23 protein-coding genes are annotated in these 23,799 nt (G+C 68.8%); 14 read left to right on the forward strand and 9 right to left on the reverse strand.

Features of this window, described 5'->3' with window-relative positions:
- Nucleotides 1-6: 6 nt before the first annotated feature.
- Nucleotides 7-537, reverse strand: coding sequence for a molybdopterin-dependent oxidoreductase (locus AC07PA_RS19900; protein WP_145696714.1), 531 nt, complete (start codon nt 535-537; stop codon nt 7-9).
- A 131-nt stretch (nt 538-668) separates the two neighbouring features.
- On the reverse strand, nt 669-1,595 hold the full coding sequence (locus tag AC07PA_RS19905; protein ID WP_007850853.1) for a LysR family transcriptional regulator: 927 nt from the start codon (nt 1,593-1,595) through the stop codon (nt 669-671).
- Nucleotides 1,596-1,686: 91 nt separating this feature from the next.
- On the opposite strand from AC07PA_RS19905, the gene AC07PA_RS19910 reads away from it, so the two are divergent.
- Genes AC07PA_RS19910 through AC07PA_RS19935 form a run of 6 tightly spaced genes read left to right on the forward strand, consistent with a single transcriptional unit; the run spans nt 1,687 to nt 7,591 of the window.
- Nucleotides 1,687-2,667 (forward strand): Bug family tripartite tricarboxylate transporter substrate binding protein, encoded by a 981-nt coding sequence (locus AC07PA_RS19910; protein ID WP_494607098.1) that lies wholly within the window; start codon nt 1,687-1,689, stop codon nt 2,665-2,667.
- 4 nt (nt 2,668-2,671) lie between these two features.
- Nucleotides 2,672-3,724: an amidohydrolase family protein gene (locus AC07PA_RS19915; RefSeq protein WP_494607096.1), complete on the forward strand. Its 1,053-nt coding sequence runs from the start codon at nt 2,672-2,674 to the stop codon at nt 3,722-3,724.
- Nucleotides 3,721-4,626: a VOC family protein gene (locus AC07PA_RS19920; RefSeq protein WP_494607094.1), complete on the forward strand. Its 906-nt coding sequence runs from the start codon at nt 3,721-3,723 to the stop codon at nt 4,624-4,626. The genes AC07PA_RS19915 and AC07PA_RS19920 overlap by 4 nt, the downstream gene beginning before the upstream one ends.
- An 11-nt stretch (nt 4,627-4,637) precedes the next feature.
- Nucleotides 4,638-5,480, forward strand: a complete 843-nt coding sequence (locus tag AC07PA_RS19925) for a fumarylacetoacetate hydrolase family protein (RefSeq protein ID WP_494607092.1) — start codon at nt 4,638-4,640, stop codon at nt 5,478-5,480.
- Nucleotides 5,481-5,483: 3 nt separating this feature from the next.
- Complete coding sequence (locus AC07PA_RS19930) at nt 5,484-6,956, forward strand: bifunctional 3-(3-hydroxy-phenyl)propionate/3-hydroxycinnamic acid hydroxylase (protein WP_494607090.1); 1,473 nt, start codon at nt 5,484-5,486, stop codon at nt 6,954-6,956.
- Nucleotides 6,957-6,994: 38 nt separating this feature from the next.
- Entirely contained in the window at nt 6,995-7,591 is a 597-nt protein-coding gene (locus AC07PA_RS19935; RefSeq protein WP_494607088.1) for a YbhB/YbcL family Raf kinase inhibitor-like protein, read from the forward strand.
- Between the two features lie 60 nt (nt 7,592-7,651).
- Here AC07PA_RS19935 and AC07PA_RS19940 read toward each other — a convergent pair whose 3' ends face one another.
- The 3 genes from AC07PA_RS19940 to AC07PA_RS19950 are packed head-to-tail and all read right to left on the reverse strand — an operon-like array spanning nt 7,652 to nt 10,892.
- Nucleotides 7,652-8,089: a heme-binding protein gene (locus AC07PA_RS19940; protein ID WP_145696707.1), complete on the reverse strand. Its 438-nt coding sequence runs from the start codon at nt 8,087-8,089 to the stop codon at nt 7,652-7,654.
- A 4-nt stretch (nt 8,090-8,093) separates the two neighbouring features.
- Nucleotides 8,094-9,074, reverse strand: a complete 981-nt coding sequence (locus tag AC07PA_RS19945; protein WP_494607085.1) for a tripartite tricarboxylate transporter substrate-binding protein — start codon at nt 9,072-9,074, stop codon at nt 8,094-8,096.
- A gap of 51 nt (nt 9,075-9,125) precedes the next feature.
- The gene (locus tag AC07PA_RS19950; RefSeq protein WP_494607083.1) at nt 9,126-10,892 is read right to left on the reverse strand and encodes a thiamine pyrophosphate-binding protein; all 1,767 of its coding nucleotides are present in this window, start codon (nt 10,890-10,892) and stop codon (nt 9,126-9,128) included.
- A 215-nt stretch (nt 10,893-11,107) separates the two neighbouring features.
- Here AC07PA_RS19950 and AC07PA_RS19955 point away from each other — a divergent pair, with 215 nt between their 5' ends.
- On the forward strand, nt 11,108-11,902 hold the full coding sequence (locus AC07PA_RS19955; RefSeq protein ID WP_494607081.1) for a helix-turn-helix domain-containing protein: 795 nt from the start codon (nt 11,108-11,110) through the stop codon (nt 11,900-11,902).
- Between the two features lie 21 nt (nt 11,903-11,923).
- Here AC07PA_RS19955 and AC07PA_RS19960 read toward each other — a convergent pair whose 3' ends face one another.
- From AC07PA_RS19960 to AC07PA_RS19970, 3 genes are all read right to left on the reverse strand, one after another.
- Nucleotides 11,924-13,129 carry a CaiB/BaiF CoA transferase family protein gene (locus AC07PA_RS19960; protein ID WP_494607079.1) on the reverse strand — a complete coding sequence of 402 codons (1,206 nt, stop codon included), beginning with the start codon at nt 13,127-13,129 and terminating at the stop codon, nt 11,924-11,926.
- Nucleotides 13,122-14,057 (reverse strand): hydroxymethylglutaryl-CoA lyase, encoded by a 936-nt coding sequence (locus tag AC07PA_RS19965; RefSeq protein ID WP_494607077.1) that lies wholly within the window; start codon nt 14,055-14,057, stop codon nt 13,122-13,124. The genes AC07PA_RS19960 and AC07PA_RS19965 overlap by 8 nt, the downstream gene beginning before the upstream one ends.
- A 157-nt stretch (nt 14,058-14,214) precedes the next feature.
- Complete coding sequence (locus tag AC07PA_RS19970) at nt 14,215-14,880, reverse strand: TetR/AcrR family transcriptional regulator (protein WP_494607075.1); 666 nt, start codon at nt 14,878-14,880, stop codon at nt 14,215-14,217.
- Between the two features lie 185 nt (nt 14,881-15,065).
- On the opposite strand from AC07PA_RS19970, the gene AC07PA_RS19975 reads away from it, so the two are divergent.
- Genes AC07PA_RS19975 through AC07PA_RS19990 form a run of 4 tightly spaced genes read left to right on the forward strand, consistent with a single transcriptional unit; the run spans nt 15,066 to nt 19,774 of the window.
- The gene (locus tag AC07PA_RS19975) at nt 15,066-15,872 is read left to right on the forward strand and encodes an SDR family NAD(P)-dependent oxidoreductase (protein WP_494607073.1); all 807 of its coding nucleotides are present in this window, start codon (nt 15,066-15,068) and stop codon (nt 15,870-15,872) included.
- Nucleotides 15,873-15,895: 23 nt separating this feature from the next.
- Nucleotides 15,896-17,032, forward strand: coding sequence for a DUF5938 domain-containing protein (locus AC07PA_RS19980; protein WP_494607071.1), 1,137 nt, complete (start codon nt 15,896-15,898; stop codon nt 17,030-17,032).
- 13 nt (nt 17,033-17,045) lie between these two features.
- Nucleotides 17,046-18,578: an AMP-binding protein gene (locus AC07PA_RS19985; protein WP_494607069.1), complete on the forward strand. Its 1,533-nt coding sequence runs from the start codon at nt 17,046-17,048 to the stop codon at nt 18,576-18,578.
- 11 nt (nt 18,579-18,589) lie between these two features.
- On the forward strand, nt 18,590-19,774 hold the full coding sequence (locus AC07PA_RS19990; protein ID WP_494607067.1) for a lipid-transfer protein: 1,185 nt from the start codon (nt 18,590-18,592) through the stop codon (nt 19,772-19,774).
- A 6-nt stretch (nt 19,775-19,780) separates the two neighbouring features.
- Here the strand turns inward: AC07PA_RS19990 and AC07PA_RS19995 are convergent, their stop codons facing one another.
- Nucleotides 19,781-20,173, reverse strand: coding sequence for a Fur family transcriptional regulator (locus AC07PA_RS19995; protein WP_494607065.1), 393 nt, complete (start codon nt 20,171-20,173; stop codon nt 19,781-19,783).
- A gap of 179 nt (nt 20,174-20,352) precedes the next feature.
- Here AC07PA_RS19995 and AC07PA_RS20000 point away from each other — a divergent pair, with 179 nt between their 5' ends.
- From AC07PA_RS20000 to AC07PA_RS20010, 3 genes are all read left to right on the forward strand, one after another.
- The gene (locus tag AC07PA_RS20000; protein ID WP_494607063.1) at nt 20,353-21,588 is read left to right on the forward strand and encodes a GTP-binding protein; all 1,236 of its coding nucleotides are present in this window, start codon (nt 20,353-20,355) and stop codon (nt 21,586-21,588) included.
- A gap of 99 nt (nt 21,589-21,687) precedes the next feature.
- Nucleotides 21,688-22,398 carry an ABC transporter ATP-binding protein gene (locus tag AC07PA_RS20005; protein ID WP_494607061.1) on the forward strand — a complete coding sequence of 237 codons (711 nt, stop codon included), beginning with the start codon at nt 21,688-21,690 and terminating at the stop codon, nt 22,396-22,398.
- Nucleotides 22,395-23,792: an ABC transporter permease subunit gene (locus AC07PA_RS20010; protein ID WP_494607059.1), complete on the forward strand. Its 1,398-nt coding sequence runs from the start codon at nt 22,395-22,397 to the stop codon at nt 23,790-23,792. The genes AC07PA_RS20005 and AC07PA_RS20010 overlap by 4 nt, the downstream gene beginning before the upstream one ends.
- Nucleotides 23,793-23,799 lie beyond the last annotated feature (7 nt).

A 23,799-nucleotide genomic window follows, 5' to 3' on the forward strand; every position in this document is an offset into this window, starting at 1 on the left:
CCCGCGCTACTTGATCTGCAATGTGCTGAGCTGCCAGGCAGAGCGGTTGTAGTAGAGCTCGGTGCGCAGTTCGGCCTTGGTATCGAAGGGGTAGACGATGAACAGGGGGCCTTTTTCGCGGATGGGCATGGCGCGGTTGTTCATGAGCCGGGCCACGATCACCTCGTGGCGCGTGGCGTCGTCGAACGGTATCTCGGTCTTGTAGTCGTTGAGCGCCACCGCCGTGATCTTGCTGCCCTTGGCGCCCGCGGCCGCGAGCACGTCGCGCAGCAGCGGCCCGGTGAAGGTGACGGGCTGGGGGTACCAGGGGGTCTGGGTGGTGAAGGTCTTCTGGGGCAGGTTTTCGAGCATCTTCATGTCGAACTGGGCCTTCTCCCCCTGGTTGGTCTTGCTGACGCCCCCCTGGATGGTCAGCACCACGGGCCCCGCAGGCTTGTCCAGCGGCTGCGCCTGGGCTGGAAGAAAGGCGCAGGCAGCCGCCAAAACGCCTGCAGCCAGGCGTGACAACGGGCCTGTGGCCCCTTTCGCATCGGTCATGCTGTTTCCCCCTCGCCGGCCTTTTGGGGCCGTTTCTTGCTGTATGCACAGTTATAACAGCCAGCGCGGATTCATGCACTTGCGATTTGACCACCGCCGCGCGGCCCGCATGTGGCAGCGGCGGGCTGCCGTCACGGGGCCGCGTCGGCGGGCATGTCGCGGCGATTCACGCGGTAGAACACCTGGCGCAGCCAGCGATTGGCCGGGGCTTCGTGCTGGCGGCGATGCCAGTACTGCTGCACCTGGATCTGCGGAGGGCGAAAGGGCAGGGCGATGCGGCGGATCTGCACATGCCGGGCCACAGCATCGGCGATGTCCTGTGGCACCGTGGCCACCAGGTCCGAGCCGGGCAGCAGGGCCAGCAGGCTCATGAAATGCGACAGTTCCAGCATCACCTGGCGCTGGTGCCCCTTGTCCGACAGGAAGCTGTCAATCTGGTGCTCGCGCCCGTCGGGCCGGACCACCACATGCTTGGCGCCCAGGAACTGGCGCAGCGTGGGGCGGTCGCCGATCGCGGCGTTGTGCGTGCAGGTGATGCAGGCATACGAGGTCTTGAACAGCAGCTGCTGGTAGAAGCCGGCCTTCTGCAGGTCCGGGAAGAAGCCGATCGCCAGATCCGCCTCGCCCGACTCCAGCGCCTGGGCCGCCGCCGCCTTGGGTTTGGCCATGGCGTACAGGCGCACCTGCGGCGCCTCCTGGCGCAGGTGCCTGAGCACCCCCGGCAGAAAGGTGACCTCCCCGATATCCGGCGTGAGCACGGTGAACCCCCGCTGCGCACGGGAGGGGTCGAAGCCGGCGCGCTGCAGGATCTCGCTGCTGATGGTTTCCACCACCTGGCGCACCAGGGGCGCGATCTCCTGGGCGCGCGGCGTGGGCTCCATGCCGGCGCCGGTGCGCACGAACAGGGTGTCGTCGAACATCTGCCGCAACCGGGCCAGGGCGGCACTGGTGGCCGGCTGGCTCAGTCCGAGGGCTTCGGCGGCGCGGCTCACGCTGCGGGTCCGGGCCATGGTGTCGAAGACCACGAGCAGGTTCAGGTCGATAGAACGAATATCCATGGCATGGATTTTATGTATCCACTGTATCGGCTGTTCAAATTTTTCCACTCTGCCTAGGATCAGCCCATACCCACAAGACCAGGAGACAAGCATGCTGCGGCGCGATGTTCTAGGGGCGGTTGCCGCCCTGGCCACCAGTACCCCCACCACGGTCCTGCGCGCGCAGGCATCCGCCTGGCCCCAGCGCCCGGTGCGCTGGATCCTTTCGCAAGCCGCCGGGGCGGGCCCGGACATCCTGGCCCGGTACGTGGGCGAGCAGCTTGCAAGGGCCTGGGGGCGGCCGGTGGTGGTGGACAACCGCCCCGGCGGGCAGAACGTCATCGGGGCGCAGGCGGCGGCGCGCTCGGCACCGGACGGCTACACCTTCTACTACGCCACCACCGCGGCGATGGTGACCAACCCGCTGACCTTCAGGTCACTGCCCTATGACCCGGCCAAGGACTTCGTTCCTGTGCGCCTGATCGGCCGCAGCCCCTTCGTGCTGGCGGCCGGTGCTGCCCTCCCGGGCAAGGGCCTGGCCGAGGTGCTGGCCGACGCCAGAGCACAGCCCGGCGTGCTGACCATCGCCACCGAGGGCGGGCGCACCTTCTCGGGCATGCTGGCCGACGCGGTGGCCCACCTGGCGGGCGTGAAGTTCAACCACATTCCGTACACGAAATCGTCCGACGCCATGCAGGACGTGCTGGCAGGGAGGGTGCAGCTGGTGTGCCTTCCCGATGCGGCATTGAGCAGCTATGTGAAGGCCGGGCAGGTCAGGCCGCTGGCGGTGAGCACGCCCCGGCGCCTGCCGGACCTGCCCCAGGTGCCGGCCCTGGCCGAGAGCTTCCCAGGGTTCGAATACACCGGCTGGAACGGCCTTTTTGCGCCCACGGGAACCCCCTCTGAACTGGTGGCCCGGGTCAACCGTGACCTGGAGACGGTGCTGCGGGCGCCCGAGGTCGCGCAGCGCATGCAGGCGCTCGGCTCGATCGTGGAGCCCGGCATGTCCGTGCCGGAGGCCGAGTCCTTCATGCGGTCCGAGCGCGAGCGATGGGCCACGCTGGTCAAGAACCTCGGCATCCTGCCGGAGTGAATGCGTGGCCTGGCTGAACCCCTGCGCCTGCGGGATCGACGTGCACGCGCATGTCGTGCCCGAGGCCTTTCCCGCCTACCTGGGCAAGACGCTGCCCGCGCCGTGGCCCACCACCGCGCACGCACCCGACGCCCAGGGCCTGTGCCATCGGCATGTGCTGGTGCAGGGCAAGCACTACCGCACGGTGAGCGAGAAGTGCTGGTCGGCGCCCCGGCGCCTGGCCGACCTGCCGGACATGGGCATCGCCACTCAGGTGGTGTCGCCCATGCCCGAGCTCCTGAGCTACTGGCTGGAACTCGCCGATGCGCAGCCCCTGATCCGCTTCCTCAATGAGACCACGGCGGCGCTGTGTGCCGAAAGCGCGGGCCGGATGCTGGGCCTGGCGGCCGTGCCGCTGCAGGACATCGGTGCGGCGATTGCCGAACTGGCGCATGCCGTGCGCTCGCTGGGACTGGTCGGCGTGGAGGTGGGCAGCAATGTCAATGGCACGGCCATCGGCGACCCGCGCTTCGAACCCTTCTTTGCGGCGTGCGTGGAGCTTGATGTTCCCGTGTTCGTGCATGCCCTCAAGCCCGCGGGCATGGAGCGGCTGGTGGGCCCGGCCGCGCTGCAGCAGGTGCTGGCCTACCCGACCGACGTCGGTCTGGCGGCCGCATCGGTGATCACCGGCGGGCTGCTGCAGCGGCTGCCCGCGCTGCGCATGGCCTTCAGCCATGGCGGCGGCACCTTGCCGATGCTGCTGCCGCGCCTGCAGCAAGGTTGGCAGGTGTTTCCGGCCCTGGCGCAGGGCATGGCGCAATCGCCCCAGGAGCAGGCCCGGCGGCTGTACTTCGACACGCTGGTGTTCGATGCGCCGGCACTGCGCTACCTGATCGATTGCTTTGGCGAGCAGGCGCTGATGCTCGGCACCGACTACCCCTTCAACTTCCACGAGCGCAGGCCGCTGGCGCGGCTGCAGGAGGCCGGGCTGCCGGCCGCAACCTGCGATGCGCTGGCCTTCGAAAATGCCCGGCGCTTCCTGGGCCGATCACCCACTTCTTCCAAGGAACTCCCATGAAATCCCCCTGGATCCAGTCGCTGCGCAGCGTGTCCCTGACCGTGCCCGATCTCGCGGCGGCCGAGCGCTTCTACACCCAGGTATGGCGGCTCACGGTCGCGGCGCGCGGCGACGGCGCCCTCTACCTGCGCGGCAGCGGCGCAGACCACCACCTGCTGGCACTGCACGAGCGCCCCGGAACACCGCAGCTGCGCCATGTCACCCTGCGCGCGCGCACCGCCCAGGCACTTGCCGCCATTGCGCAGGCGGCACTTGCTGCGGGCGGGCGGGTGGAGCAGGGCGTGGCCCCCGCCGCAGATCCCGCGGGTGGAACCCGTCTCGTGGTGCGGGATGCCGACGGCCGCCGCTTCGAGGTGGTGCATGGCGACATGCAGAGCGCACCCACCGAGCCGGCGCCCCCAGACCAGCCCCAGCGCCTGGCGCATGCGGTCCTGAACAGCCACGACGTGGCCGCCACGCAGGTCTTCCTGGAACAGGCACTGGGCTTCGTGCTCGCCGACCGCACCCGGATCATGGCCTTCATGAACTGCGATGCGGACCACCACACCCTGGCGCTGGGCGACTCCGACAACGACGCGCTCAACCACATCGCCTTCGTCATGCCGACGCTGGATGCCGTGATGCGGGGCGCGGGGCGCATGAAGGACGCGGGGCATGGCACCGAATGGGGCCCCGGGCGCCATGGCCCGGGGGACAACGCATTCAACTACTTCATCGATCCCTTCGGCCTGGTCATCGAATACACGGCCGAAGTCGAGCAGATCGATGACAGCTACCGCCCCGGCTCCCCCGCCGACTGGACCTGGCCCCCCGGCCGCGTGGACCAATGGGGCATTTCCCAGCCACCCAGCGCGCGCCTCAAAGAGGCCCAGCGCACCGTTTTCTTTGTTCCCACCCTCTGAGGATTCTCCCCATGCGATTCACCACCTACCTGCACAACGGCCAACCCCGCCTGGCGGTCGTGGACGGCGATACGGCCGTGGACCTGGCCGCCGATCTGCGTGCCGAGCTCGAAGCCGGCCATGACCTGGCGGCCATGGGCCGCGCCGCGCTGCAGTCGGACGCGCCGCGCCTGGCATTGAAGGACCTGGCCTTTGCGCCGCTGCTGCCCGAGCCGGGCAAGACCATCTGCCTGGGGCTGAACTATTTCGACCACGCCAAGGAAGGCGGCCGCGAGAAGCCGGAGTACCCCTGGTTCTTCTACCGGGGCAAGAGCTCGCTGATCGGGCATGCCCAGCCGGGGCTGTTGCCCCGGGTGTCCACGAAGTTCGACTACGAGGCCGAGCTCGCCGTGGTGATCGGCCGCAAGGTGCCGCGGCATGTGCCCCAGGACGAGGCGCTGCAGTATGTCTTTGGCTACAGCTGCTTCAACGACATGTCGGTGCGCGACTTCCAGAAGCGCACGCCCCAATGGACGATCGGCAAGAACTTCGATGGCACCGGCGGCTTCGGGCCGGTGCTGGTGACGGCCGACGAACTGGCGCCAGGGGCCACCGGCCTGCGCATACAGAGCCGGCTCAACGGGCAGGTCATGCAGGACGCGAACACCTCCGACATGATCTGGGGGGTGGCGGAGACCATCCACCTGCTTTCGCAGTGCCTGACCCTGGAGCCCGGCGACGCGATCATCATGGGCACCCCGGCTGGCGTGGGCCAGGCGCGCACACCGCCGGTGTGGATGAAGGCGGGCGACACCATCGAGATCGAGATCGAGAAGATCGGGCTCCTGAGCAACCCCATCGTCGCGGAGGCCTGAGCCATGTACGACGTTGCCATCGTCGGCTTTGGTCCGGCGGGTGCGGTTGCGGCCGGGCTGCTCGGCCAGGCCGGCCTGAAGGTCCACGTGTGCGACCGCCGCCAGGGCGTCTACGAGATCCCGCGCGCCATTGCGCTGGACCACGAAATCATGCGGGTATTCCAGCGTCTGGGCGTCGTGGACGAGGTGCAGCGCTTTTGCGAGCCCTTCACGCCGTCGGAGTACTTCGGGGTAGACGGCCAGCTGATCCGCCGCATGACCATGGTGGCGCCCCCGTACCCCCAGGGCTACACCCCCTCCATCGTCTTCACCCAGCCGCCGGTCGAGCGCGCGCTGCGCGCACTCGTGGCCCGCCTGGGCAACGTCACCGTGCAGGAGAACGCCGAGTGCACCGCGCTCTCGCAGGATGCCGACGGCGTGTCGCTCACCATCGGCGGCGAGACCGTGCGGGCACGCTGGGCCATCGCTGCCGATGGTGGCGCCAGCGCGTTGCGGGGCATGCTCGGCATCGAACTGGAAGACCTGGACTTCGACGAGCCATGGCTCGTGGTGGATGTGCTGGTCAACGACCAGGGGCTGGCCAGGCTTCCTAAGACCAGTGTGCAGTACTGCGAGCCGGAACGGCCCTGCACCTATGTCATCGGACCGGGAAACCACCGCCGCTGGGAGATCAGCCTCAAGCCCGGGGAAGACCCCCGGCAGATGGCCACCCCCGAGGAGACGTGGAAACTGCTGTCACGCTGGATCACCCCGCAGGACGGAGAGTTGTGGCGCCAGTCGAGCTACCGGTTCCATGCCCTGGTGGCGCAGCACTGGCGCGCGGGCCGCGTGTTCCTGGCGGGCGACGCGGCCCACATGCAGCCGCCGTTTCTGGGGCAGGGCATGTGCCAGGGCGTGCGCGACGTCGCCAACCTCACCTGGAAGCTGGCGTCGGTGGCCAAGGGCGAGGTGTGTGGCGCAGCCGCCGAGCGCCTGCTCGGCACCTACGGCAGCGAGCGCAAGGCCCATGTGATGGAACTCACGCGCCGCATCAAGCATGTCGGCGAGGTGATCTGCGAGCGCGACCCGCACAAGGCCCGCGAACGCGATGCACGGCTGCTGGCCGAGTGCGGCGGGGTGGTGAAGGACACACCGCGCCAGGACATTCTCCCCGCCCTGACCACGGGTCTGGTCGCGCCGACGGCCGGTGCCGGAACGCTCTTTCCCCAGCCCCGCATGCAAAGCGGCGAACTCATGGACCAGCGCTTTGGCAGTGGCTGGCGCCTGGTCACCGACGGCGCCTTGCCGATCGAGGTGCCGCCGGGGCTGCGGCCGATCGACATGCGTTCCGAACCCGAAGCCCAGGGCGTGGTGTCTTCCTGGATGCTGCGCCACGGCGTGCATGCGGCCATCGTGCGCCCCGACCACTACACCTACGGCGCTGCGTCCAGCGCTGCCGAAATGGCGCAGTTGCTCACGCAGTGGCAGCAGCGCTGATCCGCCCTCGCATCCTGTCCAACCCGAAGGAGATAGCCATGAAGTGGATTCCAGCGACCCGCCTTGCCGGCCTGGCGGTGCTGGCGGGGTGCGCCAGCGCCCCGACCGCGGCGCCACCGGCACCCCCGGCGACAGCGCCCACCATCACCGGCCTGGCCCTGAGCTCACCGGGGCGCAGCGACAACGCCCTGCTGGAGCGCCCGTTTGCGGGGCGCAATCCTGCCAACCCCAACTGCGTGGGCGAGAACCTCTCGCCCGCACTGGCCTGGACGGGCGTGCCGGAGGGCACCCGGAGCTTTGCCATCGTGATGGACGACCAGGCGGGCCGGGCTGGATTGGGGGTGAACCACTGGACGGCCTATGGCATGGCCGCCACCTTGCGCGGGTTGCCCCAGGGGGCTGCCGCGCAGCGCCCGGCGGCGTTCGTCATGGGCGCCAACACGCTCAACGACAAGGCCTACCTGGGCCCGTGCCCGCGCAAGGGCAATGCGCCGCAGCACTACGTCTTCACCTTGATTGCAACCTCGCTGGCTCCTGACGCCCTGCCCGAAGGGCTCACCAAGGCCCAGTTGATGGAGGCGCTCCAGGGCAAGGCGCTGGCCGCAGGCAGCCTGGTGCTGCGCTTCGCGCACTGAGGCAGCCTTGCCTGGCAGGGCAGGGGCCTGGGCCATTTCTGGCCAGGCCCCGCTGCCGCTTCACGCAGCCGGCAGGTCGCTGAAAAAGCCCGCGGCCAACACGCCCGCCAGGCAGATCTCCTCGTCCTGGTCCCCCGTGCCCCCGCTGGCGCCGACCGCCCCCACGGTGTTGCCGGCCGCGTCCCTGACCAGCACCGCGCCGGTCTGGGGAAGAAAGCGCCCGGCCGAGGTCGAGGACAGGGACACGAAGAAGTTGGGGTTGTTCTTGGCGCGCTCTCCCAGGGTGCGGCTCGACGCGCCCATGCCGACGCTGCCCCAGGCCTTGGCCTGGGCGATGTCGAAGCGGAACATGCTGGCGCCATCCTGCCTGGCAAACGCGATCAGGTGACCGCCCTCGTCGAGCACCACGATGCCCATGGGCGGGTAGTGGGCGCTGGAGGCCTTGGCCAGGGCCACCTCCAGCATCTTGCTGGCCTGCGCCAGGGTGATTTTCTGCATCGCGTCAGTCCTCCGGTGTGAATCCTGTGATCTTGACCACCCTGGCCCAGAAGGCATGGCCTTCCTTGACGCTGGTGGCCAGGCGCTGCGGGGTCACGCGCATGACCTCCAGCCCGTTCTTGGCGAACACCTCCTGCATCTGGCTGGTGGCCAGGGCGTCGTTGACGGCCGCGTTCACCTGCCTGAGCTTGTCGGCGGGGAATCCGGCGGCCCCGTACCAGGCCAGCCAGTCGACAAAGGCAATGTCCTTGAAGCCCAGTTCCGTCAGCGTGGGTACCTCGGGCAGGGCCGGCCATCGCGTGGGCGCCGTCACGGCGAGCGCGCGCAGCTTGCCGCTGCGGATGTGCGGCAGCACCTCGCTGACCGCATTGACCGCCACCGGCACCTGGCCGCCCAGCAGGTCGGTCAACAGGGGCGCGCCTCCCTTGTAGGAGATGGCACGCATGTCGATCTGGGCCTGCTTGCCGAACAAGGCGCCCGCCAGGTGCAGGGTCGAGCCCATGGCGGGCACGCCGTAGTTGGCTTCGGTGGGGTGGGCCTTGGCCCAGCGGGTGTAGTCGGCGATGCTTTTCACCTCGGCGGGCAGCCCGGGGCCCGCCGTGAAGACGGCGGTGTAAGAGCACAGGCCGGCGATGGGCACGAAGTCCGTGAGGGTGTCGTACCCCAGTTTCTTGAACACATGGGGGTGCAGCGTCATGCTGGAGCTCGGGCACTGGAGGATGTGGTTGCCATCCATGCCGGCGCGCTTGACGTGCTCCGCCGCAATGCGCCCTCCGGCCCCTGGCTTGCTGTCGTAGACCAGGTTCTGGGGAAACTTTCCGCGCATCTGGTCCAGCAGGGGGCGGGTGACCTGGTCGCCCAGCCCGCCGGCCGGAAATCCGGACCAGATACTGAGAAATCCGCCGGATTGCGCCAGGGCCCCCTGCGGCAACGCGCCCAGGCCGCCCAGGGCCATGCCTGCGTGAAGCAGCTGCCTTCTTTTCATGCTTGTCTCCTTTTTTGGGTTTGTACGGGAATGCGCTGGCTGCCTCGTGGCCTATCCGGTCCGGGAGAGGGAATCGAAGCTGTATTTGTTCATGCTGGCAAACTGCCCGACCGCGGGATGGGGGACGAACCGGGTGCGGCAGTCGAGCACGGCCGGCAGGCCGCTGGCCAGGGCGCGCTGCATCGCGCCGGCCACCTGCTGTGCCTCGGTGACGGTCTCGCCATGGCAGCCGAAGCCCCGCGCGATGGCGGCGTAGTCGGTGTCTTCCAGCCCGGTGGCCATCTCGAAACCCAGTCCCATCTTCTGCCCCATGCGGATCACGCCCCAGGACGCGTTGTTGTGGACGATGGTGAGCACCGGCAGGCCATGGCGCCGGGCTGTGTCCAGCTCGTTGAGCGTGAAGCCGAAGGCACCATCGCCGGTGATGTTGACGACAGGCTGGTCGGGAAACTGGCTCTTGAGCGCGATCGCTGCGGGGAGCCCGAAGCCCAGGTGGCTCATGCCGGGCTCGTGCAGGCGCGTGCGCACCCCGTGGACCGGCGTGAGATCGTTGCTCCAGAAGGTCGTGTGCCCGCCGTCGAAGACGGCAAGGGCATCGGCGGGCAGGGCCTCGCCGATCGCCTTGGCCAGTGCCGCGGGGTGCATGACGGGCGTGGTCTCGGCGGCCATCGCGGCCAGCGCCTGTTCGTAGCGCAGGCGCTCCTGGCGCATTTCGTTCAGCCATGCCATGTCCCTGCCGGGTTCGGCGGGCGTGGCCGCCAGCAGGTCGCGCAGGGCTTCGAGCGCATCGGCCTGCATGGCCACTTCATGGACCACCGAATGCCCGAGGGCACTCGGGTCGATGTTGATGTTGATCACGCGGTGGTGCCGGCGTGCCAGTGCGCCTTTCTCGTCCCACATCCAGGAGGACCAGCGGCAACCCACGCTGAGCACCACGTCGGCGCGGGCAAACGCGTGCCGCACCGGATCGCCGGCGATGATGCCGCCATGACCGATGAAGCCGGGGCTGTCGCTGGGCACCAGGCCCAGGGCCATCTGGGTCGGGAGCAGCGGGGCGCGCAGCCGCCGCGCCAGCTCGCGCAGTTCGGCCACAGCGCCCGATGCCACCACGCCGCCGCCGCCGACGATCAGCGGGCGCTGGGCCTGGCGCAGCAGCGCGACGGCCTCGCGCACCGCGTCGGCATGGGGGCGCGGGTGCCGGGTGGCGCGGTAGCGATCGGGCGTGAGCTCGAACTCGTCGGGGGCGAAGGCCTGCGTTTCCCCGAGCACGTCCTGCGGAATGTCCAGGTGCACCGGGCCGGGGCAGCCGCCCAGGGCCTCGCGGATGGCCCGACGGGCCAGTTCGGGCACCCGGCGTGCATCGTTGACGACGGCATTCCATTTGGTCAGCGGCGCGGTGACGGCCCGTGTGTCCAGATCCATGAAGACGCCCAGGTGCGGGTAGGAGGCCGCCCGGTGCTGGTTGGTGGTGATCGCCAGCAAGGGCAGGTGGTTGTTGAACGCGACGCCCAGGCCCGACGCCAGGTTGAGGCCACCGGGGCCCAACTCGCCGACGGCCACTGCCAGGCGCCCCGTGCCCGCATGCACGGCGGCCGCCATCATGGGTCCGGCCGCTTCATGCCGCACGCCGATGAAGCGGATGCCCGGCTCCTGGCTCAGCGCATGGAACAGGGGCGAGAGCTTGCCGCCCACGATGCCGAAGACCGTGTCCACAACTTCGGCCTTCAGCACGCGCACCAGGGCCTGGGCGCCAGTCAGCCGCAGGGGCGGTGGCTTGTGCGCAATGGGTGCTTGCTCGGAGGGGAGGGGGCGGGTCATGGTCGCGGTCATCAGTAAAAGGACCTCCATGGTGCCCGTGGGCCGGCGGGAGAGCGATGGACGTTTCGGCCCATTTCCTGTACTTTTCCGGCATCAGAAAAGGCCTGTCCGTCATGAAGAAGCCGCAATTGCCATGGGTGCCCTATCGTGAAGTCCGCCACGATCAGCCGGATGATTGTCTGCACTACGAGTAGATTGCGGTGCGGGCTGCCGAGATGGACTGGACAATTCCGGCACATCGGCATGAGGGTTTGCACCAGTTCCAGTTCATCGAAAGCGGCGGCGTCCGCGGCTCCATCGACGGGCGGGAGTTCCAGGCCCAGTCACCGGTGATGCTGATGCTGGCACCCGGGGCGGTGCATGGCTTCACCTACACGCGGGACGCCGTGGGCCACCAGGTCACGCTGCCTGCGTCGACGCTGTCCCAGTTGCTGGGGGAGTCGGAGCTGGTGCAGACCCACCTGAAATCATCGTTCGTGATTTCTCCCGAAGACGATGGCGTGGGCATTGCAGAGATGTTCGCGCGGATATCCAGAGAGTTCCAGCGCAGCGATGTGGGGCGCGTGCCGGCCTTGCTGGCGCTGGTGGCGTTGATTGCCGTGCGCTTCATCCGAGAACGGGGCGAGCAGTTCGAACGCGAGGCGCCCAAGGGCCTGCGTGACACGCTGCTCCAGCGCTACCTGACCCTGGTGGAGCAGCACTACGCCGAGCACCGGCCGCTCACGTTCTATTCCGAGGCCCTGCGGGTCTCGGCCGACCACCTCAGCCGCACCTGCCGCAACCTGGTGCAGAAATCCGCGCTGGAAATACTGCAGGAGCGCCTGATGCTGGAGGCGCGCCGCCTGCTCGCGTACACGCCGATGCCCATTGCGCAGGTGGCAGGCCAGCTGGGGTATGAGGATGCCGCCTACTTCAGCAAGTCCTTTGGCCGGGCCATGGGCCATACCCCGTCGGAGTACCGGGCCCTGGTGGCCCATGGCGTGCGCCGGGTGGATGCTGCAGCGCCATAGAGCCCGCCCTGGAACCCGCGCTCAGGCCACGCCCGCCACAGCGCCCTGTGCCTGCAGGGCCGCCATTTCGGCGTCGGTGTAGCCCAGCTCCTGCAGCAAGGCTGCCGTGTGCTCGCCCGGGCCCGGCGGCTGCAGGCGTACGCCGGGGCGCGTGCCGCCGATGGTCAGGGGCAAGAGCGGCACCTTGGATTCGGTACCGTTGTTCAGGCGAATCGGCGCCAGGCCCCCGCTCTCGTTGAGGTGCCGGTCGGCAAACAGCTCCTCGGGCCTGGTGATGGGCGCGAACGGCAGTTCGTTGGCCTCGAAGATGGCCGCCAGTTCCGCCGCGCTGCGGCTGTTCAGGTGCGCGCGCAGCTGCGGCATCATCCAGTCGCGTGCCTGCACGCGGTCGTTGTTGGTTGTGAGGCGCGGGTCGGCCAGCAGCTCGGCCAGGCCCAGGGCCTCGCAGAAGATGGCCCACTGCTTGTCGCTCACGGCGGCCAGGAAGATCTGCTCACCATCCTTCACCGTGAACACGTCGTAGATGGCCCAGGCCGAGATGCGGCTGGGCATGGGGTTGGCCGCCTTGCCGGTGCTGGCGAACTGCATCATGTGCTGCGCCACCAGGAAGACGTTGTTCTCGAACAGCGCAGCCTGCACTTCCGAGCCCTCGCCGGTCAGCTCACGCTGGCGCAGCGCCGCCATGGCGCCGATGGCACCGAACATGCCGCCCATGATGTCGTTGACGCTGGTGCCCGCACGCAGCGGGTCGCCCGGTCGCCCGGTCATGTAGGCCAGGCCGCCCATCATCTGCACCACCTCGTCCAGGGCCGTGCGCTGCTCGTAGGGTCCAGGCAGAAAGCCCTTGTGGCTCACGTAGATCAGGCGCGGGTTGAGCTTCTTGAGGGAGGCGTAGTCCAGCCCCAGCTTGGCCATGGTGCCGGGCTTGAAGTTCTCGCTCACGATGTCGGCCGTGGCGATCAGGCGCAGCGCGGCCTGCAGGCCTTCGGGCTTCTTGAGGTCGAGCGCGATGCTCTTCTTGTTGCGGTTGAAGGTAGGAAAGAACCCGGCGCCCGAACCCAGCAGGTGGCGCGTGCTGTCGCCCTCGATGGGCTCGACCTTGATCACCTCGGCCCCCAGGTCGGCCAGCACCATGCCGCAGGTCGGGCCCATGACCATGTGGGTGAACTCCACCACGCGGATGCCGGCGTAGGGCAGGGGTTGGTCGTTGTTCGTTGCGTCAGACATGGCTGGCTCCTTGTACGAAGCCCTTGGGCAAACCCGCCTCGGGCGTCATGCCGTACACCGGCTCGCCGGGCAGCCCGGCCACCAGCGGCGCGCGCGCATCCATCAGCCGCTGCAGGTCGATGCCGGTGGCGATGCCGCTGGCCTCGAACATGAACACCAGGTCTTCCGTGACCACATTGCCCGAGGCGCCCGGCGCATACGGGCAACCACCCAGCCCGCCCAATGAGGCATCGAAGGTGCGCACGCCTTCTTCATAGGCCGCCAGGCAGTTGGCCAGGCCCAGGCCGCGCGTGTTGTGCATGTGGGCGGCACCGGCCTTGTCGCCGAGTTCGGCACGCAGGCGCTTGAACAACCGGCGCACCTGGGCCGGGTTGGCATAGCCCACGGTGTCCGACAGGCCGGACTCGTCGGCCCCGGCCGCAACGCACTGCGCGGCCAGCCAGATCACCTCGTCCTCGGGCACCAGGCCCTGCAGGGTGCAGCCGAAGGCGGTGGAAATACCAGCCTCCAGCTTCACGTGGGGCGCGATGTCGCGGCGCAGGTCCGATATGGCGCGCACCTCCTCGACCATCTCCTCGCGCGTCTTGCGCACATTGGCCAGCGAATGCGCGGCGCTGGCGGAGACAGGCATGGTGAGCTTGTGCACCCCGGCCTCGAGCGCTGCCTGCGCCCCCTTGCGGTTGGGCACCAGCGCCATCACCGTGAGGCCGGGCAGGGTGATGGCATGGCGCACCACCTCGGCTGCATCGGCCATCTGCGGCAGCAGCCGCGCGGGCACGAAGGAGGCGACCTCGATCTCGCGCACGCCGGCGGCATGGAGCGCATCGATCCAGCGCAGCTTGTCGGCCGTGGGCATGGTGGCCTTCACGGACTGCAGGCCGTCGCGCGGGCCGACCTCGCTGATCAGCACATCGGGTATTGGGGGCATGGAATCTCCTGGATGCAGGCAATGTTCTATAAGAAAGAACATTGATCTGTCTCATGAAAGTATGAAGAGACTTTTCAGCCAGGTCAAGCACCACCGGAAACAAAAAAGCCGTTCTGCAGAACAGAACGGCCTGGTACAAAAGGGACGGTGGCGCTCGCTATGCAGCCTGCTCCGCCAGCTTGCGCTTGCGCGGCGCCTTGGCGGGTGCAGCAGCCTCGGCGGGCTTGCCGATCAACTGCTCCACCAGCAGGCGCACATGCCCCTGCATGACCGGTATGGCCTTGGCATCACCGGCCATGTGGCGCAGCAGGCACTGCTGGAACACGCCGTCGAACATGGCATAGGTGAGGTCGATGGGGGCGCGCACGGGCAGGCCGGCCAGCTCGGACATGCGCGTGAGCACGCGCCAGACCATCTTGGCCAGGCTCTTGTCGATGGCCTCCACATCGGCGCGCAGCGCGTCCTCGAACAGCGACTGCGAGCGGATGTCGTACCACAGCCGATGCATGGGCGCTTCGCTGCGCACCGTTTCGCCCAGCACATCGACGAAGCCGTCCACCAGCTGTGCGAAGGTGGTCGAGCTGTTCGTCACATCGTCGTAGCGCGTGACGCAGCGCGCCTTGTACTGGCGCACGCTGCACAGGATGAGGTCGAGCTTGTCGGTGAAGTAGTAGTGCAGCACGCCGTGCGAGAAGGCAGAGTTCTGTGCGATCTCACGCAGGCTGGTGCGGGCATAGCCCAGTTCGGCCAGCGTCTGCAGTGCGGCCTCGCCCAGCTCGGCGCGGCGTTCGGCGTATTTGTCACGGCGGGGTGCTCTTTCCATCGCGCCATTGTAGGCAGAGCCGGGCAGGGCGCCCATGTCTTTTCATGCATGGACCAGGGCCGGTCGATTGAATTTATGACAAGTGTCAAGAAAATGTCTTGACACTTGTCCAACACATTTCCAGAATCGATTCCGTTCATCGCAGAAAGCGGTGAGCCAACGATCCCAATACCAGGAGACAAGACATGGCGAAGTTCGATTTGACCGGCCGCAAGGCCCTGGTCACCGGTGGCGCGCGCGGCCTCGGTGAAGGCATGGCCCAGGCACTCGCTGCCGCCGGGGCCTCGGTGATGATTGGCGACGTGCTCACGTCGCTGGGCCAGGAGGCGGCGGGCAAGCTGCCCGTGGCCGGCGGTGCCAAGGCCGGCTTCGTGAAGCTCGACGTGACGCAGGAGGCCGACTGGGCCACTGCCGTGCAGGCCACGGTCGAGACGCTGGGCGGCTTCGACATCCTCATCAACAACGCCGGTATCGAGGTCACGGCCCTGGTGTCCGAGATCGAGGCCGAATCGCTGCGCCGCATGCTCGACGTGAACATCGTCGGCACAGCGCTGGGCCTCAAGCACGCGTTTCGCGCCATGCGCCCGGGCGGTGGCGCGGGCAAGGGCGGGGCGGTGGTGAACATCTCTTCGGTGGCCGCGACCATCGCCTTCCCGGCGATCGCAGGCTACTCGGCCACCAAGTCGGCCATGGACCGCCTCACCCGCGTGGCGGCGATGGAGTCGGGCAAGCTCGGCTATGGCGTGCGCGTGAACTGCATCTACCCCGGCCTGGTGCCCACCGAAATGGGCATGAAGCTCGCCGCCGACGTGGTGGCCGCCGGCCTGTTCCCCTCGCCCGAGGCGGCCGTGGGCGCCATCATCGAGCAGACGCCCGCGGGCCGCCTGGGCGAGGTGGCCGACATGGCCGACGCCGTGGTCTTCCTGTGCTCCGACGCGTCGCGCTTCATCACCGGCGCGGGCCTGCCGGTCGATGGCGGCATGGGCATGTGAGCGGCACACCAGGAGACAAGCACATGAAAAACAGCAGCAAGAAACCCGTCGTGGTCTACGGCGCCTCCGGCTACACCGGCCGGCTGGTTTGCGAGTACCTGCGCGAGTACAACATTCCCTTCATCGCGGCCGGCCGCAGCAAGGAAAAGCTCGACGAGGCGATGCGCTCGCACGTGCCCGGCATCGAAACCGCCAGCTACGAGGTGGTGGAAGTGGCGCACACGGTGGAAGCGCTCAGCGCCTTGTTCGACGGCGCCAGTGTGGTGCTCAACACCGTGGGCCCGTTCGCCAAATTCGGCAACGAGGTGGTGCAGGCCTGCCTGGCCACGAAGTGCCACTACACCGACACCACGGGCGAGCAGGACTGGCTCATCACGCTGGAGGCCGAGTACGGGCCGAAGTTCGCAGCCGCCGGCCTGCTGCTGTCGCCGGGCCTGGCGCAGATGTACACCACCGGCGAGATCGCCGCCCAGCTGTGCCTGGAGACGCCGGGCCTCGATACCCTGGACATCGCGGTGTTCTGGGGCGGCAGCCCCACGGTGGCGTCCACCCAGACCATCCTGGTCAATGCCGCCACGTCCAAGGCCTACTACCTGGAGCAGAACCAGTACGTGGAGTGGCAGCCCGATGCCGGGCTGTACAGCCTGGCCATTCCCGGTCAGCACGAGGCAGCACTGGCGCTGCCCTGGGGCGGCACCTCGCACCCCGTGTGGTTCAAGAAGGACCCGCGCGTGGCCAACGTCAAGGTGCTGGGCGGCGTGTTCAACAAGCCGCTGATGCTGGGCGTGCCGCAGATCGTGGCCGCCGCGCTCAAGGCCACCGAGGGCATGAACGAGGAGGACCGCTACGCCGCCCTGGCGCAGACGGCCGCAGCCGTCATGGGCTCCATGCCGCCGCGCGAGAACCCGCGTATCAACAAGTCGGTGGATTCGGTGCACGCTTCGGGGCCGCTGGCACGCGCCCACTGCGTGATCTATGGCAACTGCAACTACAAGCAGACCGGGTTGATGCAGGCCTATGCCGCGGCCCACCTGCTGCAGCAGGCCCCGCGCCGCGTCGGCTTTGCCTCGGGCTGCCAGGCCTTCGGCCACCACGAGCTCTTGGGCGTGCTGCGCAGCTTCGGCCTGGTGCAGCCGCCCGTGCTCACGGTGCAGCACTGAGCAGGCCGCCCCCATGCGCCTGATCGACTACCTCGACAAGGGGGCCATGCTGGGCGAGGACGCGCCGTGCCTGACCATGGGCACGGCCGACCTCTCGTATGGCGAGGTGCAGCGCACCAGCCACCGGGTGGCGAGGGCGCTGCAGCGTTCGGGCATCGCGCCCGGCGACAAGGTGGCCGTGCTCTCCAGCAACGATGCCCTGGCCTTTGCCTGCGTGTTCGGCATCTCGCGCGCGGCCGCCGTGTGGTGCCCGGTGAACCCGCGCAACGAGGCGTCCGAGAACCGTTTCGTGCTCGACGCCTTCGACTGCAGCTGCCTCATCTTCCACAGCGCCTATGCACCCATGGTGGAGCAGATGCGCGCGCAGCTGCCCAAGGTGCGCCAGTTCGTCTGCCTGGACGCGGCCCTGGGCTGGGCGCCTTCGTGGGAAGAATGGGTGCAGGGCGTGGGCGACGAGCCTGTGGCCATCGCCCCCGTGGACGACCTGGCCATGATCGCCGGTACCGGTGGCACCACAGGCCAGCCCAAGGGCGTGATGCTCTCGGGCCGCAACCTGGAGACCATGTCCGCCCTCACCCTGATGGGCTACCCCTTCGAAGGCCGGCCGGTCTACCTGGCCCTGGCGCCGCTCACCCACGCGGCCGGCGTGCTGTGCCTGCCGGTGATGGCCCTGGGCGGGCGCGTGGTCATCATGCCCAAGCCGGACCTGGGCGAGTTCCTGGTGCTGGTGGAACGGCACCGGGTGACGCACACCTTCCTGCCGCCCACGCTGATCTACATGCTGCTGCAGCACGAAAAGCTGGCCAGCACGCGGCTCGATTCGCTGCAGTGCTTCTGGTACGGGGCGGCGCCGATCGCGGCGGCGCGGCTCGAAGAGGCGCTCACGGCCATCGGCCCGGTGATGGCCCAGCTCTTCGGCCAGACCGAGGCGCCGATGATGATCTCCATGATGGCGCCGCGCGAGCATTTCCACGCCGATGGCTCGGTGGCGCGTGAGCGCCTGTCCAGCGCGGGCCGGCCGGGCCCGCTGGTGCAGGTGGCCACCATGGACGGCGAAGGCCGGCTGTTGCCGCGCGGCGAGACCGGCGAGATCGTGGTGCGCAGCTCGCTGGTGATGATGGGCTACTACAAGAACCCCGAGGCCACGGCCGAGGCGGGGCAGGGCGGCTGGCACCACACGGGCGACATCGGCCGGGTGGATGCCGACGGCTTTCTCTACATCGTGGACCGCGCCAAGGACATGATCATCACCGGCGGCTTCAACGTCTACTCGGTCGAGGTCGAGCAGGCGCTGATGCAACACCCCGACGTGCAGGACAGCGCCGTCATCGGCCTGCCCGACGACAAATGGGGCGAGCGGGTGGTGGCCGTGCTGCAGTTGCGGCCGGGCCGCACGGTGCAGCCCGAGGAGCTGATCGCCTTCACCAAGGCGCGCATCGGCAGCGTGAAGGCGCCCAAGCAGGTGGAGATCTGGCCCGACCTGCCGCGCTCCAAGGTGGGCAAGGTGCTCAAGAAGGACATCCGCGCCACCGTGCTGGCGCGCTGAGAAAGCCTTCCATGTCACACAAGGCATTCATCGCGGGTGTGGGCATGGTGCCCTTCGCCAAGCCCGGCGCCAGCGAACCCTACCCGGTGATGGCCGCGCAGGCCGGGCGGCTGGCCCTCACGGACGCGGGCATCGACTACGGCGCGATCGAGCAGGCGTACGTGGGCTACGTCTACGGCGACTCCACCAGCGGCCAGAAGGCCGTCTACGGCCTGGGCATGACGGGCATACCGGTCTTCAACGTCAACAACAACTGCTCGACCGGCTCCACGGCGCTGTTCCTGGCGCGCCAGGCGGTGGAAAGCGGCGCGGCCGACTGCGTGCTGGCCCTGGGCTTCGAGCAGATGAACCCGGGCGCCATCGGCACCGTGTTCAACGACCGGCCCAGCCCCTTCGGGGACTTCGACCGCGAGGCCGAGGCCCTGGTCGGCATGCCCGAACTGCCGCTGGCGCTGCGCTACTTCGGCGGGGCCGGGCAGAGCCACATGCGCCAGTACGGCACGCCGCTCGAAGCCTTTGCCCAGGTGCGCGCCAAGGCCAGCCGGCATGCGGCGCGCAACCCGCTGGCGCTGCTGCGCAAGGAGCTGTCGGTCGATGACGTGATGAACGCGCCCATGCTCTGGCCCGGCGTGCTCACCCGGCTCATGGCTTGCCCGCCGACCTGCGGCGCTGCGGCCGCGGTGCTGGTGTCCCAAGCCTTTGCCAGGCGCCATGGTCTGCGCACCGACGTGTTCATCGCCGCCCAGGCCATGACCACGGACCGGCCCGACACCTTCGACCGCCACGACATGATGCGCCTGGTGGGCTACGGCATGACCGAAGCGGCCGCGCACCAGGTCTACGCGCAGGCCGGCATCGGCCCCGAGGACCTCGACGTGGTGGAACTGCACGACTGCTTTGCGCAGAACGAGCTCATCGGCTACGAAGCCCTGGGCCTGTGCCCGCCGGGCGGCGCGGCGGCCTTCATCGATGCGGGCGACAACACCTATGGGGGCCAGGTGGTCACCAACCCGTCGGGCGGGCTGCTGTCCAAGGGCCACCCGCTGGGCGCTACAGGCCTGGCCCAGTGCTACGAGCTCACGCACCAGCTGCGCGGCAGTGCGCAGGAACGGCAGGTGCCCGGCGCCCGCACGGCGCTGCAGCACAACCTGGGGCTGGGCGGGGCCTGCGTGGTGACGCTGTACCAGGCGGCCTGAAACCGATCAGCGGGCCGCGGCGGCCGCCTTCGCGCAGTCCGCGCAGCGGCCATACAGCGTCAGCTCGTGGCGCTCCACCGTGAAACCCTTGGGCGCCATGCCGGCCAGGTCGCCCGGGCAGTCGTGCACGTCGAACACGCGCGAGCACACCGTGCACTGGAAATGGTGGTGGTGGTGCCCGTGCTCGGCCGGCTCGTAGCGCGGGCTTTCGCCCGGCAGTTGCACCGCCTGCAGCGATCCATCCTCCAGCAAGGCCTTGATGTTGCGGTAGACCGTGGCCATGCCCAGGCCCTGCACGGCTTCGCGCGCGCTGTCCAGCACCTCCTGTGGGGTGAGGGGGCGCTGGGCCTCTGCAATCGCCGCCAGGATGGCGGCGCGCTGCCGGGTGGATCGTTCCATGGGGGGGGCGGTGCCGCAGGGCTTGTTGTTGATAACCAATTATCAGTGAAAAAAATGTGCGCACAGGTGCTGCCCCTGGGTGTGGGCGCAGCCTCCTGTAAAGCCCGCACCCAGGGCCGCCGCATTTTTCTTGCACCCGGTTGCAATTGATATTGATAACGCATTATCATTTAAAGATCATGCGCACCACTTCACTCCTGCCCGTCACCGTTCTCTCCGGGTTCCTTGGCTCGGGCAAGACCACACTGCTCAACCATGTGCTGGCCAACCGCGAAGGGCTGCGCGTGGCGGTCATCGTGAACGACATGAGCGAGGTGAACATCGATGCCTCGCTGCTGGAGCGTGGTGCCGCCAACGCCGGTGCAGCGCTGTCGCGCACCGAAGAGAAGATGGTGGAGATGAGCAATGGCTGCATCTGCTGCACCCTGCGCGAAGACCTGCTGCTGGAGGTGCGCAAGCTGGCACTGGAGGGCCGGTTCGACTACCTGCTGATCGAATCGACCGGCGTGGGCGAGCCGCTGCCCATTGCCTCCACCTTCGACTTCCGGGACGAGAACGGCCAGTCGCTCAGCGACCATGCGCGCATCGACACCATGGTCACGGTGGTCGATGCCGCGAATCTGCTGGCCGACTATTCCAGCGCCGATCTGCTGGCCCAGCGCGGGGAGACAGCAGGCGAGGGCGACGAGCGCACCCTGGCGGGCCTGCTGGCCGAGCAGATCGAGTTTGCCGACGTGGTGGTGGTCAACAAGGCCGACCTGGTGGATGCCGACCAGTTGCTGGCAGTGATGGGGGCCGTGAAGGCCCTGAACCCCGTGGCCGAGATCGTCGTGGCGCAGCGCGGCCAGGTGCCGCTGGCGCGCATCCTGGGCACCGGCAAGTTCGACCTGGAGCGTGCCAGCGCCATGCCCGGCTGGGCGAGGGAGCTGGCGGGCCAGCACACGCCCGAGACCGAGGAGTACGGCATCGCGAGCTTCGTGCTGCGCTCGCGCGAGCCCTTCCACCCGGCGCGCTTTGCCGCGCTGGCCGAGGCGCCGATCCCCGGACTGCTGCGCGCCAAGGGCCATGTCTGGCTGGCCAGCCGTCCGCAATGGGCCGTGGCCTATTCACGCGCTGGCAACCGGGCCACGGTGGAGGGGGTGGGCCACTGGTGGGCGGCGTCCAGGCCCGAAGACCTGCCGCCGCCCGGCAGTGCAGAGCGCCGCGCCATCGAGCGGCGCTGGCAGGAGCCCTGGGGCGACCGCATCAACGAGATCGTGTTCATCGGCATCGGGCTGGACCAGGGCGCCATCGAGCAGGCCGTGCGCAGCGCCCAGCTGACCGATGCGGAGCGCCGCCTGCCCCCGGAGCGCTGGCGCTTGTTGAGCGACCCGTTTCCCCCATGGGAACGGGTGGAACACCCGGCGCCCGCCTGAGCTGAACCTGCCCGAAGAGGCCACGGCCGGTCAACGACCTGCCTGGGCCGGCGCCAGCCTGTGCCCTCCATTTCCCCATCTTTCACCGAAGGACATCCTGTGCTCGAAGCCATTGGCCTGACCAAACGCTACGGCGACCAGACCGCCCTGCACCCGCTCGACCTGTGCATCCGACCAGGCGAGATCTACTGCCTGCTGGGCGCCAATGGCGCGGGCAAGACGACCACGGTCAACCTGTTCCTGAACTTCATCGCCCCCGATGGCGGCCAGGCCCTGGTGCATGGGGTGGACGTCACGCGCGAGCCCGTGGCCACCAAGCAGTACCGGGCCTACATCCCTGAACAGGTCAACCTCTACGGCACGCTGACCGGGCTGGAGAACCTGCGCTACTTCGCCGCACTGGCGCTGGGTGAGGCGCCGCCGCGCACGCGCCTGCTGGAGCTGATGGCCCAGGTAGGGCTGGATGCCAGCGCGGCCGACAAGCGCGTGGCCGCGTACTCCAAGGGCATGCGCCAGAAGATCTGGATCGCCGTGGCGCTGGCCAAGGAGGCCAAGGCCCTGCTGCTGGACGAACCCACCTCGGGCCTGGACCCGCACGCCGCCGCCGAGTTCACCAGCCTGCTGCAGCGCGCCAGCGAGGCGGGCGTGGCCATCCTGGCCACCACGCACGACCTGTTCCACGCCCGGCAGACGGCCACCCGCATCGGCATCATGAAGCAGGGCCGCTTGGTCGAGAGCCTCGATGGCCGGGAGATCAGTGGAACCGACCTGCAGGCGCTGTACCTGCAGCACATGCGGGGCACGGCATGATCGCGCTCATCGCCGCCAAGGACCTGCGCGAGCGCCTGCGCGACGGGCGCCTCTACTGGGCGGGCGGCATCGTCGTGCTGCTGCTGCTCACGGCCCTGGCCGTGGGGTGGGGCCACCAGCGCGAGGCGCGGGCCGAACAGGCCGCCGCGCAGAACTCCGACTACCAGGACTGGCTGCGCCAGGGCGCGCGCCACCCCCACGATGCCGCCCACCAGGGCATGCACGCCTTCAAGCCCGACGCGGCACTGGCCTTGCTGGACGCGGGCATCAACCCCTACATCGGCAGCACCGTGTGGCTGCAGGCGCACCGCCAGAGCGAGGTGAAATTCCGCCCCGCGCAGGACGCCACCGGCCTGCAGCGCTTCGGCGACCTCTCGGTGGGCTGGATCCTGCAGGTGCTGGGGCCGTTGCTGGTGGTGGTGCTGGGCTTCAACGCCTTTGCGGGCGAGCGCGAGCAGGGCATGCTGCGCCAGACCCTGAGCCTGGGCGTTCCGCCGCTGCGGCTGCTGTGGGGCAAGGCGCTGGCACTGGGCGGGGCCCTGGGGGTACTGCTGGTACCGGCCGGGCTGGTCGCGGCCACGGCCGTGGCGCTGTCCGCCGGCAGCGGCGAGCGCCTGGACGCGCTGCTGCGCTTTGGCGGGCTGGCGCTGGGCTATGCGCTGTACCTGGCCATCTTCGTCTTCGCCACGCTCGGGGTGTCGGCGGCTTCGCGCAGTTCGCGCGTGGCCATCACCGTGCTGCTGGCCTTGTGGATCGCCAATGCCGTGGTGGCGCCGCGCGTGCTGTCCGAGCTCTCGCGCGCCATCTTTCCCAGCCCGACGCGGCTCGCATTCAACCAGGCATTGGCGGCCGACCTCAAGGCCACCTCCGACACGACCTGGATGCAGGCCTTCGGCACCACCGAGCGCTGGAGCAAGGATGTGCCCCTGAACCAATGGGGCAGGGCGCTGAAGCTCGACGACCAGGCCAGCTACGCCGTGTACGACCGCCACTTCGGCCGGCTGTGGGACACCTGGGAGCAGCAGCAGGCCGTGCAGGAGGCCGGCGGCCTGCTGCTGCCGCTGCTGGCGATGCGCAGCTTCTCCAGCGCCATGGCGGGCACCGACTTCGCGCACCACCGCGATTTCACCACTGCGGCCGAGCGCCACCGGCGCGTGATCCAGGACACCGTGAGCCAGGACCTGGTGGACCACGCCGACCCGCTGGGCCACCAGCACTTTGCCTACCAGGCCAGCCCCTCCCTGTGGGCGCGGGTGCCGGCTTTCGATTACCACGCGCCCAGCGCCGGCTGGGCCCTGGCCCGGGGCGGAGCTAGCGCGCTGGTGCTGTGCGCCAGCCTGGCGCTGGCCGTGGCTTTTGCCTGGATTGCCGTGGCGCGGCAGCGGGCGCTGTAGGAGACAT

This window comes from Acidovorax sp. GW821-FHT09B03, from assembly GCF_059418305.1.

Coding starts and splice junctions, on each gene's coding strand:
- AC07PA_RS19900 (WP_145696714.1), bottom strand. CDS start 537: ATGACCGATGCGAAAGGGGCCACAGGCCCGTTGTCACGCCTGGCTGCA.
- AC07PA_RS19905 (WP_007850853.1), bottom strand. CDS start 1,595: ATGGATATTCGTTCTATCGACCTGAACCTGCTCGTGGTCTTCGACACC.
- AC07PA_RS19910 (WP_494607098.1), top strand. CDS start 1,687: ATGCTGCGGCGCGATGTTCTAGGGGCGGTTGCCGCCCTGGCCACCAGT.
- AC07PA_RS19920 (WP_494607094.1), top strand. CDS start 3,721: ATGAAATCCCCCTGGATCCAGTCGCTGCGCAGCGTGTCCCTGACCGTG.
- AC07PA_RS19925 (WP_494607092.1), top strand. CDS start 4,638: ATGCGATTCACCACCTACCTGCACAACGGCCAACCCCGCCTGGCGGTC.
- AC07PA_RS19930 (WP_494607090.1), top strand. CDS start 5,484: ATGTACGACGTTGCCATCGTCGGCTTTGGTCCGGCGGGTGCGGTTGCG.
- AC07PA_RS19935 (WP_494607088.1), top strand. CDS start 6,995: ATGAAGTGGATTCCAGCGACCCGCCTTGCCGGCCTGGCGGTGCTGGCG.
- AC07PA_RS19940 (WP_145696707.1), bottom strand. CDS start 8,089: ATGCAGAAAATCACCCTGGCGCAGGCCAGCAAGATGCTGGAGGTGGCC.
- AC07PA_RS19945 (WP_494607085.1), bottom strand. CDS start 9,074: ATGAAAAGAAGGCAGCTGCTTCACGCAGGCATGGCCCTGGGCGGCCTG.
- AC07PA_RS19950 (WP_494607083.1), bottom strand. CDS start 10,892: ATGACCCGCCCCCTCCCCTCCGAGCAAGCACCCATTGCGCACAAGCCA.
- AC07PA_RS19955 (WP_494607081.1), top strand. CDS start 11,108: ATGGACTGGACAATTCCGGCACATCGGCATGAGGGTTTGCACCAGTTC.
- AC07PA_RS19960 (WP_494607079.1), bottom strand. CDS start 13,129: ATGTCTGACGCAACGAACAACGACCAACCCCTGCCCTACGCCGGCATC.
- AC07PA_RS19965 (WP_494607077.1), bottom strand. CDS start 14,057: ATGCCCCCAATACCCGATGTGCTGATCAGCGAGGTCGGCCCGCGCGAC.
- AC07PA_RS19970 (WP_494607075.1), bottom strand. CDS start 14,880: ATGGAAAGAGCACCCCGCCGTGACAAATACGCCGAACGCCGCGCCGAG.
- AC07PA_RS19975 (WP_494607073.1), top strand. CDS start 15,066: ATGGCGAAGTTCGATTTGACCGGCCGCAAGGCCCTGGTCACCGGTGGC.
- AC07PA_RS19980 (WP_494607071.1), top strand. CDS start 15,896: ATGAAAAACAGCAGCAAGAAACCCGTCGTGGTCTACGGCGCCTCCGGC.
- AC07PA_RS19985 (WP_494607069.1), top strand. CDS start 17,046: ATGCGCCTGATCGACTACCTCGACAAGGGGGCCATGCTGGGCGAGGAC.
- AC07PA_RS19990 (WP_494607067.1), top strand. CDS start 18,590: ATGTCACACAAGGCATTCATCGCGGGTGTGGGCATGGTGCCCTTCGCC.
- AC07PA_RS19995 (WP_494607065.1), bottom strand. CDS start 20,173: ATGGAACGATCCACCCGGCAGCGCGCCGCCATCCTGGCGGCGATTGCA.
- AC07PA_RS20000 (WP_494607063.1), top strand. CDS start 20,353: ATGCGCACCACTTCACTCCTGCCCGTCACCGTTCTCTCCGGGTTCCTT.
- AC07PA_RS20010 (WP_494607059.1), top strand. CDS start 22,395: ATGATCGCGCTCATCGCCGCCAAGGACCTGCGCGAGCGCCTGCGCGAC.